General features: G+C 67.3%; 12 protein-coding genes. All 12 read right to left on the reverse strand.

What is annotated here, in order from left to right; translation table 11 throughout:
* Positions 1 to 16 precede the first annotated feature (16 nt).
* Complete coding sequence (locus AC0IYU_RS06345) at positions 17 to 430, reverse strand: hypothetical protein (RefSeq protein ID WP_472114231.1); 414 nt, start codon at positions 428 to 430, stop codon at positions 17 to 19.
* 29 nt (positions 431 to 459) lie between these two features.
* A complete protein-coding gene (locus AC0IYU_RS06350) occupies positions 460 to 2,829 on the reverse strand; it encodes a type VI secretion system Vgr family protein (protein ID WP_472114234.1) in 2,370 nt (789 codons plus the stop codon).
* Between the two features lie 20 nt (positions 2,830 to 2,849).
* On the reverse strand, positions 2,850 to 5,576 hold the full coding sequence (gene tssH / locus AC0IYU_RS06355; RefSeq protein WP_472114237.1) for a type VI secretion system ATPase TssH: 2,727 nt from the start codon (positions 5,574 to 5,576) through the stop codon (positions 2,850 to 2,852).
* Positions 5,573 to 6,625 (reverse strand): type VI secretion system baseplate subunit TssG, encoded by a 1,053-nt coding sequence (tssG, locus tag AC0IYU_RS06360; RefSeq protein WP_472114345.1) that lies wholly within the window; start codon positions 6,623 to 6,625, stop codon positions 5,573 to 5,575. The genes tssH and tssG overlap by 4 nt, the downstream gene beginning before the upstream one ends.
* A gap of 152 nt (positions 6,626 to 6,777) precedes the next feature.
* Complete coding sequence (gene tssF / locus AC0IYU_RS06365) at positions 6,778 to 8,658, reverse strand: type VI secretion system baseplate subunit TssF (RefSeq protein WP_472114240.1); 1,881 nt, start codon at positions 8,656 to 8,658, stop codon at positions 6,778 to 6,780.
* The gene (gene tssE, locus AC0IYU_RS06370) at positions 8,659 to 9,198 is read right to left on the reverse strand and encodes a type VI secretion system baseplate subunit TssE (protein ID WP_435441484.1); all 540 of its coding nucleotides are present in this window, start codon (positions 9,196 to 9,198) and stop codon (positions 8,659 to 8,661) included. It abuts the gene before it with no gap.
* Entirely contained in the window at positions 9,195 to 10,058 is an 864-nt protein-coding gene (locus AC0IYU_RS06375) for a type VI secretion system accessory protein TagJ (protein ID WP_472114243.1), read from the reverse strand. Before AC0IYU_RS06375 ends, tssE begins: the two co-directional genes overlap by 4 nt.
* 147 nt (positions 10,059 to 10,205) lie before the next feature.
* Positions 10,206 to 10,688, reverse strand: a complete 483-nt coding sequence (locus AC0IYU_RS06380; protein ID WP_435441482.1) for an Hcp family type VI secretion system effector — start codon at positions 10,686 to 10,688, stop codon at positions 10,206 to 10,208.
* Positions 10,689 to 10,735: 47 nt separating this feature from the next.
* Positions 10,736 to 12,244: a type VI secretion system contractile sheath large subunit gene (gene tssC, locus AC0IYU_RS06385; protein ID WP_472114246.1), complete on the reverse strand. Its 1,509-nt coding sequence runs from the start codon at positions 12,242 to 12,244 to the stop codon at positions 10,736 to 10,738.
* Between the two features lie 24 nt (positions 12,245 to 12,268).
* Positions 12,269 to 12,847 (reverse strand): type VI secretion system contractile sheath small subunit, encoded by a 579-nt coding sequence (tssB, locus tag AC0IYU_RS06390; protein ID WP_435488136.1) that lies wholly within the window; start codon positions 12,845 to 12,847, stop codon positions 12,269 to 12,271.
* Positions 12,848 to 12,934: 87 nt separating this feature from the next.
* A complete protein-coding gene (gene tssA / locus AC0IYU_RS06395) occupies positions 12,935 to 14,032 on the reverse strand; it encodes a type VI secretion system protein TssA (protein ID WP_472114249.1) in 1,098 nt (365 codons plus the stop codon).
* A 150-nt stretch (positions 14,033 to 14,182) separates the two neighbouring features.
* Entirely contained in the window at positions 14,183 to 15,364 is a 1,182-nt protein-coding gene (locus AC0IYU_RS06400) for a fumarylacetoacetate hydrolase family protein (protein WP_472114252.1), read from the reverse strand.
* Positions 15,365 to 15,419 lie beyond the last annotated feature (55 nt).

A 15,419-nucleotide genomic window follows, 5' to 3' on the forward strand; every position in this document is an offset into this window, starting at 1 on the left:
GGGCAGCGCACCTGCTTCAGCGCATCGGCTGGTCGATGGCGATCTCGCGCGAGACCGGGTCGAAGCGCAGCTTCACGGAGCGCCCCGGTGCGAAGTCGGCGAGCTTCACCGGGCTGATCGGGGCGTCCAGTTCAGTCTCGTAGGCAGGCAATCCGCCCTCGGGCTGTACTCGGAGCTTGAGCCGCACGAGGATATAGATGCGCTCGACCCGCATGGCCGTGTCATAGCTCTCGAGCACCGTCGCCACGGCCGGCTGGCCGGTACGAAGCACTCGCTCGGCGCGATCCACACCCATCACGCGGCGGTTGACCACACTCTGCACATGCATCACGCGCGAGACATAGCGCTTGGCCAGCGTGGTCATCACGAACGCCAGCAGCGCGACGACAGCGATGGGGACAATCAGATGCCAGTATTTGGTGAACCACATAGCGAGAAGATCCAACACACGCCCCTGGCTCAGAGATAGACGGTGATGCCTCTGGGGTTCACCTTGATCTGGGACAAGTCGATTTTCAACGCCCTGTTGTCCGTCGTGAAAACCGTCTGGGTGGTGCTGTAGAGGCCGACAGCACCGCTGGCGGAATACACGTCGAACTTGTTGATGGCGCCCGTGAGCGAGTAGGCGTTGAAGCCCAGGTTCAGCCCGGCAAGGCTGGTCACCATGCCGTTCACGAACAGCGAAGTGCCGTTGAGGCTCACGTTGGCCCCGTTGATCCCCATGTTGAAGCCCTTGAAGGCAATAGCCCAGTCCGTGAAGGTCACCTTTTTTGCCGACTTGTCCTCGACATGGGGCGCATCCAGCACGATCTTGGTCGGCGACTTGACCGTGATGTCCGCCGCGGTGCTTTCCAGGTTCATGGGGCCATCGGTCGTCGCTTTCAGCGAGGTGTTCGCATGCACCTTCTGCGCGCCTTTGACGAGATAGTCCTCGTCGCCGTTGACCGTCACCTTCTTCCCATTGGTTTCTTCGGTGTACAGGCCGACCACCGTGGTGGTCTGCGGACCCGCGATGTCTTCCTTGAGCGACGTACCGATGATCCGCTCTTCACCGCTGTCGACCGTGTCCTTGCGCTTGCCGGTGACATGGATGGTCTGGTTGCCGATGACGTCGACCTGCTGGTCGCCGCCATCCACCTTGATGAACTGGTTGCCGCCGTTGACGGTGATCTTCTGCGGCCCGCCCTTGTTGACCGTCAGCGTGTGCGGCCCGTTGACCGTCTCGTCGAGCGAGGTGTTGGTCGTGTAGGTGTCCGCGCCTTCGATCAGCGTGTCGCGCGTGCCGTCCACGGTGTGCGTTTCATTGTTCTCGACGTTGAGGCTGAAATCCTTCTGCGCGTGGATCTTGATCGACTCGTTGCTGGGGTCGTCGTCGATCACGAAGTGGTTGGCCAGCTCGCCGTCGCCCTTGATGGTGCGGCTGATGAAGCCGCTGACCGTTGCCTTGGCCGGCAGTTCGAGCGGCGGCATCTGGTCGGCGTTGTACACGCGGCCGATGATGATCGGCCGGTCCGGGCAACCGGCGATGAAATCGACGATGACCTCCTGCCCCACGCGCGGATGGTTCACCGCGCCGAAGTTGGAGCCTGCCCACGCGCTCGACACGCGCACCCAGCACGAGCTGTCCTCGTTGCGCTGGCCGTAGCGGTCCCAGCGGAACTGCACCTTCACGCGGCCGTACTTGTCGATCCAGATGTCTTCCCCGGGCGGGCCCACGACCGTGGCGGTCTGCGGGCCGTGCGTGGTCGGCATCCGCGTGACGCGCGGCGCGCGGAACGGAAACGACGTGGGCTGCACGCCGAAGTTGAAGCTGTAGAGCCCGTCGGGGCTGCCCGTCGCATAGCCGCCCTCGCGCAGGTTGTAGGTCACCGAGACGACCAGGTATTCCTTGTTGTCCTCCTCGCGCGGCGCGTTCTGCATGTTGAAGCGGTAGCCGGGCGCCATGCCGCGCACGTTGGAGTGGCCGGTGTCGACTTCGGCCTGCGCCTGCGCTTCCTCGAGCCGGATGCGCGCGTAGTGCTCGCCCTGCCCGGCGTCGCTGTAGCCGCCGAGCCATTCGTACATTTCGTAGCGGCCGTGATCGTTGTCGCGCGGCTGGCTGCGCGTGTTGAGCAGGTCGGCCTTGGGCTTCTTGAAGTCGAAGTCGTCGACCACGAAGGTGCCGGGGCGGATCTCCTCGGTCACCTCCCACTGGTCGATGACTTCGCGGCCCGTCTCGCCCACGCGATCGGTGGCGAGGTAGCCGATGCGCGGATAGCCCGGCAGCGTGTCGTGCGCCCCCATGTCGTCGGCCAGCACCAGCGTGTGCTGGTTCTTCTCGTGCTTGAAGTAATAGTAGATGCCTTCGTGTTCCATCATGCGGCTCACGAATGCGAAGTCGGTCTCCTGGTACTGCACGGAGTAGTCGCGCTGGCGGTAGGTGGCGCTGAGCTTCTTCTCGAAAGCGAAACCGTACTCGCCCAGCACTTCGTCCAGGATGTCGACGACCGATTTGTTCTGGAAGATCTTGCAGTCGCTGGTGCGCGTGAGGTACCAGAGCCAGGGCCGCACCGAAGCGCGGTACACGACGTAGCGCGAGGAGCTCTCTTCACGGCCGATCATCGTGAAGCGCGTGATCTGTCCGTTGAGATAGCGCGGGGTACCGTCGATGGTCACGATCTCGAGCGTCAGCGGCTTGCCCAGCACCGCCTTCATGTCGACCGAGGTGTTGGGGCTCAACAGGTCGACCTCGAACTCGAACAGCTCCGACAGCCCTTCATTGCCGTGCATCGAACGGAACAGCAACTGGTCTGCTGCAAGCGGTGTATGTGCCGTGACTACTCTGGTCATGTGGTACTCCCTTTCTGCGCTCAACGTTCAGAAAATTCGTAGCGAAAATCGTCATCCGCCGCGCTCAGCCGCACGCTCGCGAGCTTGCGCGCACTGACCGTGGCGCCGATGACTTCCTCGCTCAGCCGCGGCAGGATGGTGTGCGTGAGGATCGCGTCGATCATCCGCCCCCCCGACTCGATGGCGGTGCAGCGGCGGGCCACCAATGCGACGGCGCTGTCGTCGTACACCAGCGCGATGCCGTGGTTCGCCAGCAGCCGCGCCGCGATGCGGTCCAGCTGCAGGTGGATGATGCGGTGCAGTGCCTCGGCGTGCAACGGGTAATAAGGCACTACAACCAGGCGGCCCAGCAGCGCGGGCGCGAACACCTTGAGCAGCGGCTCGCGCAGCGCGGCCGCCAGCGGCTCTGGGTCGGGCCGCAGGCTCGGGTCTTCGCACAGCTGCATGACCAGGTCGGTGCCGACGTTGGAGGTCATGATGATCACGGTGTTGCGAAAGTCGATGTGGCGGCCCTCGCCGTCTTCCATCCAGCCCTTGTCGAACACCTGGAAGAAGATCTCGTGCACGTCGGTGTGGGCCTTCTCGATCTCGTCGAGCAGCACCACGCTGTAGGGCCGGCGGCGCACGGCCTCGGTGAGCACGCCGCCTTCGCCGTAGCCCACGTAGCCCGGCGGCGCGCCCTTGAGCGTGGAGACGGTGTGCGACTCCTGGAACTCGCTCATGTTGATGGTCACGAGGTTCTGCTCGCCGCCGTACAGCGCTTCGGACAGCGCCAGCGCGGTCTCGGTCTTGCCCACGCCCGAGGGGCCGCACAGCAGGAACACGCCCACCGGCTTGTTCGGGTTGTCCAGCCGTGCGCGCGCGGTGCGGATGCGCCGTGAAATGGTTTCCAGCGCATCGGGCTGCGCGACCACGCGGGCCGACAGGATCTCGCCCAGGCGCAGCACCGACTGCGCGTCGTCGCGCACCATGCGGCCGATGGGAATGCCGGTCCAGTCGGCCACCACGGTGGCGATGGCCTGCGCGTCGACGGCCGCAAGGATGAGCGGCGACTCGCCCTGCAGTTGCACGAGCTTGTCCTGCGCCTCATTGAGTTCGGCGCGAATTTCCTCGGGTGTGCGTTCGGGCTCGGCGGCCGGTTGCGGCGCCTCACCGACCGGATCGCCGTCCTCTTCGGTGTCGGTTTGGGCTTCGGCCTGCACCGGCACCGCCGCGGGCGACAGCAGCTTGCGCAGCGCCACGATGCGCTCGACCAGCGCGCTCTCTTCCACGCGCCGCTGCTCGAGCAGATCGAGTTCGGCCTGCGCGTCAGCCACCTGGGCCGCGATGTCTTCCACGCGCTGGTGCTCGCCCACGCCGATGGCCGCCTCGCGCCCCGCGATGCCCGACTCGATGCCCAGCACCTCGATGCGCCGCTTGAGGTCTTCCAGCGCAGCCGGCAGCGCATGCTGGCTCAGCGCGACGCGCGCGCAGGCCGTGTCGAGCAGGCTCACGGCCTTGTCGGGCAGCTGGCGCGCGGGAATGTAGCGGTGCGACAGGCTCACGGCCGCTTCGAGCGCGGCGTCCAGGATCAGCACGCCGTGGTGCTTCTCCAGCTCGGCCGAGATGCCGCGCAGCATGATAACCGCCTTGGGCTCGGTGGGCTCGTGCACCTGGATGGTCTGGAAGCGCCGCGTGAGCGCCGGGTCTTTCTCGATGTACTTCTTGTACTCCGACCAGGTGGTCGCGCCGATGGTGCGCAGCCGTCCGCGTGCGAGCGCCGGCTTGAGCAGGTTGGCCGCGTCGCCGGTGCCGGCCGTGCCGCCCGCGCCCACCAGCGTGTGCACCTCGTCGACGAACAGCACGATGGGCTTGGGGCTCTTCTCGACCTCGTCGATCACCTGGCGCAGGCGCTGCTCGAACTCGCCCTTCACGCCCGCGCCCGCCTGCAGCAGCGTGGGGTCGAGCACCCACAGCGACACGTCCTTCAGCGACGGCGGCACGTCGCCCGAGGCCAGCCGCGAGGCCAGCCCCTCGACCACCGCCGTCTTGCCGACGCCGGCCTCGCCGGTGAGCAGCGGGTTGTTCTGGCGGCGGCGCATGAGGATGTCGATGATCTGGCGGATCTCGTCGTCGCGGCCGAACACCGGGTCCAGCTCGCCCGCACGCGCCTTGGCCGTGAGGTCGCTCGCGTACTTGGCCAGCGCGGAGCCGCCTGCAGCGGGCGCGTCGCCCTGGTGCGTGGCCGCGGGGGCACCGCCGGCCGCGTTCTGCACGGCGTCGAAGTCGTCTTCGGGCGAGCCTTCGGTCCAGGCCGCGAGCTGTGCCACCAGCACGTCGGGCACCAGCTTGTCGAACTCGCGCGAGATGCCCGAGAGCACCTGCCGCAGCCCCGGCGTCTTGACGATGCCCGCGAGCAGGTAGGCGCCGCGGATCGAGGTGGCCTCGAAGCGCAGGCTCGCATACACCCACGCACGCTCGACCGCGTTGTCGACGTGCTCGGAGATGTCGCTGATCGAGGTGGCGCCATGCGGCAGGCGGTCGAGCGCGCGCACCACGTCCTGTTCGAGCGCGTCGAGGTTCAGCCCCGCGCGCTTGACGATGCGGCGCAGGTCGCTGTCCTGCAGCTGCAGGATCTGGTGCAGCCAGTGCACCAGCTCCACGTAGGCATTGCCGCGCAGCTTGGCGAAGGCGGTGGCGGTCTCCAATGCCTTGTAGAGCATCGGGTTGAGCTTGGAGAAAAGCGAGACGCGGCGGATGTCGGTCATAGAGCGTTTGCAGGGCGGGCCGCGGGCGCGGCCGATGGGTGACGGGAAAACAATGCTTCGGGCTGGAACACCATGTCGCCGGCGTCGGTGTCCGCCAGGCGCGTGCCGAGCCAGCTGCCCCAGCCCAGGCGCTGGCTGCCGCCCAGCGTGGAGCCGTGCGCGTCGTCCTTCTTGAGCACCAGGCGCAGCTCCCAGGCGAACTCGATGCCGATGTACTGGCGTACCCAGTCGACCACCTGCTGCAGGCGCTTGCTGCCGGGCAGGAACTCGCGGAACTGCTCCTGCGAGAGGGGCCCGAGCTCCAGGCGGAACTTGGATTGGGCGTCGCGCACCGCCAGCCCCAGCGTGGCACCGCCGCCCAGCCGGTGGTTGCGCCCGAACAGGCCCAGGCGGCTGACTTCGCGCTCTTCGAGCATCACCCAGTCGCTCACGAACTCCTCCACGCGCACGGGCACGTCGAAGTACAGCCTGAGGATCTGGATCAGCCCTTCGGGGTTGCGCGTCTGGCGCACCAGGTGGCCCGCCATGAAAGTGCGCGCATGGTCGGCAATGCGGTCGCGCTCCTGCAGGCCGGGCTGGCCCATGCTCATGAGGCTGGCCACGTAGTCGACGAAGCGGTGGCCGTCGGGGCGGTCCAGGCTGTTGACCGATTGCGCGTCGGCCCAGGCCCGGTAGAACAGCAGGATGAGCCGGTGATGGAACAGGTCGGCGAACGCGCTGAGCGTGTCGTCGGCGTGGTGGCGCTTGCGTTCGCGCGCGTACTCCGTCAGGTGCAGCGGCAGCGGGCCGTTGGGGCCGAACAGGCCGAAGCCGTAGATGGAAATGCGCGGCGGGCCGTCGCCGTCCACGTCGACGCCCGACACGTTCGACGGCGCGAACGCCATCGACGGTTCCTGCCCCAGCCGCAGCGGCTCGTCGGCCGGGCGCGGCGCGCGGCCCAGCAGCGGATGGCCGCCCTGCGCGTCGAGCCGGCGCAGCAGCATGAACAGGTCGTGCTCGAAGGGCTGCTCGACCAGCGCGGCCCACAGTTCGGGGTCGAGCTCGGGCATGCCGCGCGGCACCGGCGTGGCCTGCAGGGGCTGCACGACCTCCAGGGTCTGCAGGTCCTGCACAGCCTGCAGGGTCTGTACAGCCTGCGGCGGGTTGTCGTTGCCCTCCCGGCCTTCCAGGCCCTCGGCGCGGTCGGTGATGCCGGTGTCGCTCATACGGCCGGGCGGCGTCCCACGCGGGGGGTCCAGCGCGCGATTTCGCCGCGCTGCAGGCTGGACAGCGCGAACTCGGTGAACGAATTGAGCGACACGTGGCGGCTGAAGAACTGCTCCAGCACGGCGCCGAACAGGTACGGGCTCGCGCCGGAGAACGCGACCTCGTCGATCTTCAGCGCAATCTCCACGCCGCGGCCGAACACGATGGGGCCCGGCTCGGGCAGGCGGCGGAACACCGGTGCCAGCGCCATCGAGCGCACGCCCTGGATCTGACGGCGCACCGCCGGGTCGGCGAGGTTGCCGTACAGGTCGAGCATCTCGCGCAAGGCCGACGCGCCCTGCGCCGCGTCCACGTCGGTGAGGCTCAGGTAGTTCAGGCCCAGGTGGCTGATGAGGCGCCACGTGAGCGCGCCTTCGGCCAGCGCCGGGTAGGGCCGCGACGGCCCGCGCAGGATGCGGATGGCGCGCACCGGCGCGGACACGCGCAGCGTGAAGTCCGACTCCAGCCCGGTGGGCAGCAGCAGCGGCAGGTCGCGGTTGGTGCACAGCGCGTCCAGCGTGATGTGGCGCATGCTGTGTGCGAAGGGCGCGTCGTGCTGGTCGACCAGCGACACGTACACCTCGCTGCCGGTGTAGCTGGTGCGGGTGCCCTGCGCGCGGGCGCGGTCGGACACCAGGCGCGGCTCGCGGCGCAGCGAGAAGTAGGCGCCGAAGTCGCCGTCATCCGCCGCGAACGAGCCGAGAAAGGGCCGGAACTCGCGCTCTTCGGAGCCGTTGGCCATGTGGCCGGTGACGCGCTCCACCGTGAAGATCTCGAAGTCGCGCGGCCGCGTGCGGTCGATCACCGCATGGTGCTCGTGCTGGCCCGGCCCCACCGGAATGCGGTCGCTGCGGCGCGGCACCAGGTTGATGATGGGCGTGCAGAACAGCGAGAAATGCTTGGCGTCGACCACGCGTTCGAGGTCGGCGTCGGCGCGGTCGAGCAGGATCACGATCTCCATCGTGGTGCCGCCCATCGCCGCGGCCGCCGCGCGCAGCTTGTTCACGCTGAAGAACAGGTAGCGCTCGGGAAACGCGAAGTACTCGTGCAGCAGGCGGTAGCCCTGGAACGAGCGCGCGTCGTAGGGCAGCAGGGCCTGCTCGGGGTCGAAGCCCTCGTGCTTGATGGCGTCGTCGCCCAGCGGCACGATGCGCGCCGTGCCGCCCGATGCGCCGGGACCGCTGCGGCACACCACGCCCACGCTGTGGTGCGCGGCAAGTTCCAGCACGCGCAACGCATGCAGCTCGGCGCCCGACAGGAAGAACTCGAGGCGGTCGAGCGGCATGTCGGCAAAGCGTGCGCCGCCCACCGCTTCGAGCTTGAGGGTGATGGCGCTCCTGGCCTGCCGCGCCACCATGGGCATGGCATGCCCGATGTCCGCCGGCACCGGGCCGATGCCGGCCTCCGCGATGCGGAGGGGCCACAGCGTGACGGCATGGCCGGTGCGGAACTCGCAGGCCGTCTGCTCGCCCTTGATCATGCGGCCGCGCAGGATGGTGTGGCGCGGCAGCTCGTAGCCCGCCTTCAGCGAGCCTTCGTTGAGATTGCCGTCGATCTGCACCACCGCCATGGCGGGCAGCGGCGCGAGGAAGTTGGGATACACCACCTCGAGCAGCCGCTGCGAGAAGCGCGGAAACTCCGCGTCCATCTTCAGCTGGATGCGCGCGGTGAGAAAGCTGAAGCCTTCGAGCAGGCGCTCCACGTACGGGTCGCTGACCTCGATGCCGCGCATGCCCAGGCGGCCCGCGATCTTGGGGTAGCGCTGCGCGAACTCGGCCCCGAGCTCGTGCATGTAGGTGAGCTCGCGGTTGTAGTAGTCGAGCAGCTTGGCGTCCATTCAGAGGCCTCCGGTGGGGCGCAGCACCATGTGCCCGCTTTCCAGGTCCAGCTCCGAACGCAGGATGAACTCGATCGGGTACGGCACCGACCACAGCGTGCCGCGGATCTCCAGCGCGAGCAGGTTGTGGTGCTCCAGGTCGTTTGCGTCGGTCACGCAGCGCACGTCGATGCTGTCTTTCATGATGCGCGGCTCGAAGTCGATGATGGCGGCGCGGATGGCGGCCTCGACGTCGGCGAAGTCGACCTCCGACATGCGCCCGCCGGCCCAGCCGCGCACGCCGTAGTTCACCACCGAGCCGCGCGCGCGGGGCATGGTGTTGATGGTGTGGTCGGCGCCGAAGTTGGCGGTGTTCAGCAGCCACTGCAGGTCGCGCAGCACCGAGTCGCGCAGCAGCTTGCCGCTCATGAGAAAGGCGCCCGCGCGCTCCTGGCGGGTCTGCGGCGTCTTGTCGGTCAGGCGGTCGAGCAGCACCGGCTGCAGGCGGTCGCGCGCAACGCTTTCCTGCTGCTCGCCGTCGGTGTCCAGCATCGCGCTCATGCCTTGGCGTCCTCCGGCGTGAACTCGATCAGGCGCACGTCGAGCAGCGAATGGTCGCCGGCCTCGCTGATCAGCGTGCGCTGGCCCACGCCGGCGTACTGCGCTTCGCCGGCCAGCGGCAGCCAGTCGGTGCGGCGGCCCAGCGTGATGGCGTCGTCCTGCCCTTCCAGCGTGCCAGGGTAGCGCACCGGCACCAGGCCGTTGAGCGCGCGGCCGTCGTGCAGCTCGATCTGCGCGGGCGTCCACAGCAGGTCGACCAGGTGCTGCGGGCGCGAGAACTTGATGCGGCGCGCCTCTGTCAGCGGCAGCCAGGCGTAGCCCGAGGGCGTGAGCAGCTCCAGCACCGGGCCGATGCGCACGTCGCCGTCGCACAGCCAGGCAAAGCCGGTGCGTTCCACGGGCTCGTCATCGAGCGAATGGGCGGCACGCGAATCGCTGCGGTCCACGCTGGTCAGCGCGCCTTGCAGCGCGGGTGCGGACTGCCGCGCGCTGTCACGCAGCGCGGCGGCTTCGTCGGCGCGCTCGGCCGGCAGCGCTGCCGCGGCCATCAGCTGCTCGACCCATTCCGCATTGCCCCCGAGCAGGGCCGGCGCGCGTGCGCCGCGCCAGAACTCGGCGCGATGCCGCTCGCCCGCGAGCGCCATCGCGCAGGTGACGCTGGCGGGTGTGAAGGTGGGGTCGAGCTTGGTGGCCAGCTTGAGCTGGTCTTCGGCGCGCTGCCACTCGCCGCGCAGCGCAAGAAAGTGGCACAGCGCGAGGCGCAGGCTGGCGTTCTGTGGGCTGGCGCGGATCTGCCGCTGCACCCATTCGGTGTGCTCGGCCACGGACCGTTCGCCGAGCACTGCAAAGCCATCTCCCATGAAGCGTCCTCACTGACTGACTGGCACGTGGCACGCAAGGCCACGGTGCGAAAGACGAACCTGCAGCGCATGCAGGCCGTCGAAAAAACAGGGCGGCCGGTCGGGCAGACCGGCCGCGCTCACATCACCGGAAAGCGGCCAGGGAAATCAGGCTTCCTTGTTTTCCTTGATGTTCCAGCCCAGCACGGTCTCGGCGCCCTTGCCGCCGGAGCTGGTCTGCTCCCAGTACTGCTGCTTGACCTTCGCGGCCTGGAAGCTGTACTGCACGAACACGGCGTCCGAGCCTTGTTCGGCCGTGTACTGCACCGAGGTGACCAGCACCTCTTCGAGCGTGACGCGCGTGTATTCGATCTGCCCGCCGCCGGCCTTGCACACCGACACTTCGATCTTTGCCAGGTGCTTGCCGCTGGCGCAGTTCTTCAGCACGGCAGGCGCGGCCTTGTCGATGCGTGCGAGCACCTGCAGGTCGTTGAAGCTCGCCTTGCCCACACCGCCGCCACCGCCACTGACCATGTTTCCGGGCTGCGTCGCGCCCCAGGCGAACGACTTGATGTCGGTCCAGTCCTTGTGATTCGAGTCTTTGGATTCACCGCCTGCGCCTTCGACGCGCATGAACATGTCTACTGCCATAGTCAACTCCCAGAGTGATTTGCGCCCGGATTCGGGACACCGTTGAATTAGCTGCTGTCCTTCTTGTTGGACGGCAGCTTCGAAACCAGCCGCAACGACACGGTCAGCCCTTCGAGCTGGTAGTGCGGCCGGAGAAAAAACTTCGCGGCGTAGTAGCCCGGGTTGTCCTCGATGGCTTCGACCTGGACCTCGGCCGCGGCCAGCGGCTTCATGGCCTTGGTGTCCTGCGACGAGGTGCCGGGGCTGCCGTCGACGTAGTTCATGATCCAGTCGTTCAGCCAGCGCTCCATGTCCTCGCGCTCGCGGAACGAGCCGATCTTGTCGCGCACGATGCACTTCAGGTAGTGCGCGAAACGGCAGCAGGCAAACAGGTACGGCAGGCGCGCGGCCAGGTTGGCGTTGGCCGTGGCGTCGGCGTCGTAGTACTCGGCCGGCAGCTGCAGCGACTGCGCGCCGATGAAGGCCGCGAAGTCGGAGTTCTTGCGGTGCACCAGCGGCATGAAGCCGTTCTTGGCGAGCTCGGCCTCGCGCCGGTCGCTGATGGCGATCTCGGTCGGGCACTTCATGTCCACGCCGCCGTCGTCGGTGGGGAAGGTGTGGGTGGGCAGGTTCTCCACCGCGCCGCCCGACTCCACGCCGCGGATGGAGGTGCACCAGCCGTACTGCTTGAACGAGCGGTTGATGTTCACGCCCATGGCGTAGGCCGAGTTGGCCCAGGTGTAGCGGTTGTGCGCGGCCGAGTCGGTCTCTTCCTCGAACTCGAACTCGTCGACCGGGTTGGTGCGCGCACCGTAGGGCAGGCGCGCCAGGAAGCGCGGCATGGCCAGGCCGATGTAGCGCGCGTCTTCCGAATCGCGCAGCGAGCGCCAGGCGGTGTGCTCGGTGTTCTGGAAGATCTTGGTCAGGTCGCGCGGGTTCGACAGCTCCTGCCACGAGTCCATCTGCATCACGGTGGGCGATGCGCCGGCGATGAAGGGGCAGTGCGCGGCCGCGGCGATCTTGGCCATCTCGCCGAGCATCTCGACGTCGGGCGGGCTGTGGTCGAAGTGGAAGTCGCCGATGAGCGCCCCGAAGGGCTCGCCGCCGAACTGGCCGTACTCGGCCTCGTAGATCTTCTTGAACAGCGGGCTCTGGTCCCAGCCGATGCCCTTGTGGCGCTTGAGCGAGCGCGCCACTTCGCGCTTGGACGCGCACATCACGCGGATCTTGAGCTGCTCGTCGGTCTCGGTGTTGTTCACCAGGTAGTGCAGGCCGCGCCATGCGCCCTCGAGCTGCTGGAACTCTTCGTGGTGCAGGATCTGGTTGATCTGCTCGGAGAGCTTACGGTCGATCTCGGTGATGATGGCCTGCACCGAGCGGTAGGCATCGTTGGAGATGGTGACCGTGTTCTCCAGCGCCTGCACGGCCAGCGTCTTGACGGCGTTCTCCACCGCCTCGCGGGCCTGGTCGGTCTTGGGCTTGAACTCGCGCTGCAGCAGGTCGGAGAACTCGTTGGGCGCAAGCGCCTCGACGGTGGCCTGCGCCTGCGCGGCGGTCTTTTGGGATGCGGTGCTCATGGTGGCTGTCCTTGCTGCTCGCGCTTACTCTGAAGAGGTACCGGGGTTGCCGGGCGTGCCCGACTTCTCGTTCGCGGCTTCCACCGCCTTGGCCACGGCCGGGTTGGGCGCGGTAGCCAGCGACTTCAGCAGCGCCGGGTTCTGCAGTGCCTGCGCGATGAGCTGCTCCGCGCCGTTCTTGCCGTCCATGTACGACAGCAGGTTCGACAGTTCGGTGCGCGCTTCCAGCAACTGCTGCAGCGCATCGACCTGGCGCGCGATGCGCGCGGGCGAGAAGTCGTCCATGCTGTCGAAGGTGATGTCCACGTTCATCTGGCCGTCGCCCGTGAGCGTGTTGGGCACCTGGAAGGCCACGCGCGGCTTGATGGCCTTCATGCGCTCGTCGAAGTTGTCGATGTCCACCGCCATGAACTCGCGCTCCGCGAGGTCGGGCATCGGGTCCGTCTGCTTGCCCGCGAGGTCGGCGATGACGCCCATCACGAAGGGCAGCTGGATCTTGCGTTCGCTGCCGTAGATCTCCACGTCGTACTCGATCTGCACGCGCGGCGCACGGTTGCGCGAAATGAACTTCTGACCACTGTTTCTGACACGGTTGTCTGCCATAAAGCTTCCTCTTGAATCTGAAATGCGTGGGGGATGCGCCCCTCTCCCTGCCACGCCTGTCGCCCTCTCACGGGCAGTGCGGCGCGGCTATTCGGCGTTGCCGGCGCCGCTGGACGGCCGCCCCGCAAGGCTCTCTATCTTTTGCAAACCCTCGGGCACGAGTTCTTCGATGATCTGGAAAAAATTGAGGTCCAGAAGTCGCTGTGCTCTTCGTATCAGCATGGGCGCGGGATGGCTGGGCTCCGCACGCTCCAGATAACGGCAAGCTTTTTCCAACAGAACTTGCACATCATCACGACTGAATATTTCAATATCTTTAACAAGCGCGGCGCGTAGGCCGATACCGCCATTTGCTTGACTTGCGGCGGTACTTTGCGCAGCTGTAGTGGAAAGTTCAACACCCGTCGGATCGGCTCCAGCGTGGGCCTCCATGACTTTCGTCATGTCGGCCGGCGCCTGCTCCGGCAGCAGTTGCATCACGGTGCGCAGCGAACGTTCGAGGCGCGAGAAATCGGGTGCCCAGCTCTGGCCCAGGGCACGCTCGCAGGTCTCGCGAATGCGCTGCAGCAGCTCCAGCGCCGCACGCAGGGCCACCACCGGTGGCGCCGATTTCTCATGCGCGCGCCGTGCCGCGTCGCGCAGGCGGCCGATGCCGCCGGGGTAGTCGATCTGGTGGTCGGTCTTGCTCGAATCGAGCAGCGCCTCGACCTGCCGCAGGCTCATCGAGGTGCCGGCATCGTCGAGCAGCTTCGCATCGCGCACGCTGCGCCCGAGGCCTTCGGCTTCGGCCAGCGCGGCCAGCGCATTCATGCGCGGCAGCGGGTCTTCGAAGTCGCCGTCAGTGACGACGGGATGCACCTCGTTCCAGAAGGTGCGCAGCACGGCGTCCACCAGCTGCAGGCCTTCGACGTAGCCGGGCAATCCGCGGCTTTCGGTCCATGCCAGTGTGAGAGGCACCAGCACCCGCAGGTCCCGCGTGCGGGTGCACAGCTGCCTGGCAAGGCGCTCCACGCGCGCCCAGTCGGGCGGTTCCGCGGGGATGATGGTCGAGCCGAACTGCTGCTCGCGCTTGCCCGTGATGGACTGCTGCAATGCCAGGAAATCAGGGTCGTATTCGAGGTCTTCGCCGCACGCGCGCGCGCCATCCACCGCCGACTGCAATAGTTCGATCTCGCTTTGCGACAACCTCTTCTCCCTTAGTTAACTGTTCGTCAACAACGGTTATCTTGAGGGGAACGCGAAGCGCGGTCAACAGCAACGGACAGGATGCCCGCTCAATGAATCACAAAGGAGTACAGCTCCCTGGATTCAATTCGCAGAACGTCTACGGAACGGCTACAGCAGCCCGCGTTGCCCCAAGTTGCGCATCAACGCGCCGACACCGAAAGTCCAACGCGGCGCCTGGTCCGCATGCACCACGCGGTTGATCAATGCACCGAGTTCGGGTGCGGCGATGCGCACGCGGTCCCCCACCACATGGGTGAATCCTTGCCCAGGCCCATGACGGTCTTGTGTCGGTGCGAACATGGTTCCAAGAAACAACATGAAGCCGTCCGGGTAGGCGTGGTGCTTGCCGATGGTCTGTGCGACGAGGTCCAGCGGGTCGCGGCTGATCTTCGACAACGAGCTGGAGCCTTCGAGGGTGAAGCCCTCGGGGCCCGTCACTTCCAGTGCCACGGTGATGCGGCGCACGTCGGCAATGCCGAAGTGCGCATCAAACAGGCGAATGAACGGGCCGATGGCGCACGAGGCGTTGTTGTCCTTGGCCTTGCCCAGCAGCAGGGCGCTGCGGCCTTCGAAGTCGCGCAGGTTGACGTCGTTGCCCAAGGCGGCGCCGAGCGTTTCTCCGCGGCTGTTGACGGCCAGCACCACCTCGGGCTCGGGGTTGTTCCACACCGAGCCCGCGTGAATGCCCACGTCGGCGCCCGTGCCCACGGCCGCCAGCACCGGGGCCTTGGTGAAGATCTCGGCGTCGGGGCCGATGCCGACCTCGAGGTACTGCGACCACACGCCCTGGGCGATCAGCACCTCCTTGACCTTCATGGCCTCGGGCGAGCCAGGCACGATGTCGGCGAGGTTGTCGCCCAGCACGCCGCCGATGGCCGCGCGCGTGGCCTCGGCCCGCGAGGCATCGCCGCGCGCCTGCTCCTCGATGACGCGCTCCAGCAGGCTCGCGACGAAGGTCACGCCGCTGGCCTTGATGGCCTGCAGGTCGCAGGGGGCGAGCAGCCAGGGCTTGTTCGTGTCGCGTGCGGTTTCATCGCTGTTGGCGATGGCTTCGTCCAGCGAGGCGATGCGCGGTGCGCCCTGCAATGCGCGGCGAACCGCTTCTGCTGGCGCTTCGTCGCCTTCGAGCAGGTCGCTCATGGTGGGCGCGAGCTTAGACAGGTCGTGCAGGCCCCCGTCGTGCACGGCCACCAGCACCGGCCCCACGCCGGGCTGCCACAGGCGCCCCACAAGGGTGGCGCGCTCGGCGTCGCGGGGCAGGCTGGAAGAAGTCGAAAGATTCAATGGCATGGCGTTTGTCTCCGTGAATGGGTGCGCTACGTGGCATCGTAGCGGCGCGTTCGCG

This window comes from Variovorax sp. AC103 (genome assembly GCF_979254005.1).

What these genes read in the sequence shown, in the direction of transcription:
- AC0IYU_RS06345 (WP_472114231.1), bottom strand. Translation starts at nt 430, where the DNA reads ATGTGGTTCACCAAATACTGGCATCTGATTGTCCCCATCGCTGTCGTC.
- AC0IYU_RS06350 (WP_472114234.1), bottom strand. Translation starts at nt 2,829, where the DNA reads ATGACCAGAGTAGTCACGGCACATACACCGCTTGCAGCAGACCAGTTG.
- tssH (WP_472114237.1), bottom strand. Translation starts at nt 5,576, where the DNA reads ATGACCGACATCCGCCGCGTCTCGCTTTTCTCCAAGCTCAACCCGATG.
- tssG (WP_472114345.1), bottom strand. Translation starts at nt 6,625, where the DNA reads ATGCCCGAGCTCGACCCCGAACTGTGGGCCGCGCTGGTCGAGCAGCCC.
- tssF (WP_472114240.1), bottom strand. Translation starts at nt 8,658, where the DNA reads ATGGACGCCAAGCTGCTCGACTACTACAACCGCGAGCTCACCTACATG.
- tssE (WP_435441484.1), bottom strand. Translation starts at nt 9,198, where the DNA reads ATGAGCGCGATGCTGGACACCGACGGCGAGCAGCAGGAAAGCGTTGCG.
- AC0IYU_RS06375 (WP_472114243.1), bottom strand. Translation starts at nt 10,058, where the DNA reads ATGGGAGATGGCTTTGCAGTGCTCGGCGAACGGTCCGTGGCCGAGCAC.
- AC0IYU_RS06380 (WP_435441482.1), bottom strand. Translation starts at nt 10,688, where the DNA reads ATGGCAGTAGACATGTTCATGCGCGTCGAAGGCGCAGGCGGTGAATCC.
- tssC (WP_472114246.1), bottom strand. Translation starts at nt 12,244, where the DNA reads ATGAGCACCGCATCCCAAAAGACCGCCGCGCAGGCGCAGGCCACCGTC.
- tssB (WP_435488136.1), bottom strand. Translation starts at nt 12,847, where the DNA reads ATGGCAGACAACCGTGTCAGAAACAGTGGTCAGAAGTTCATTTCGCGC.
- AC0IYU_RS06400 (WP_472114252.1), bottom strand. Translation starts at nt 15,364, where the DNA reads ATGCCATTGAATCTTTCGACTTCTTCCAGCCTGCCCCGCGACGCCGAG.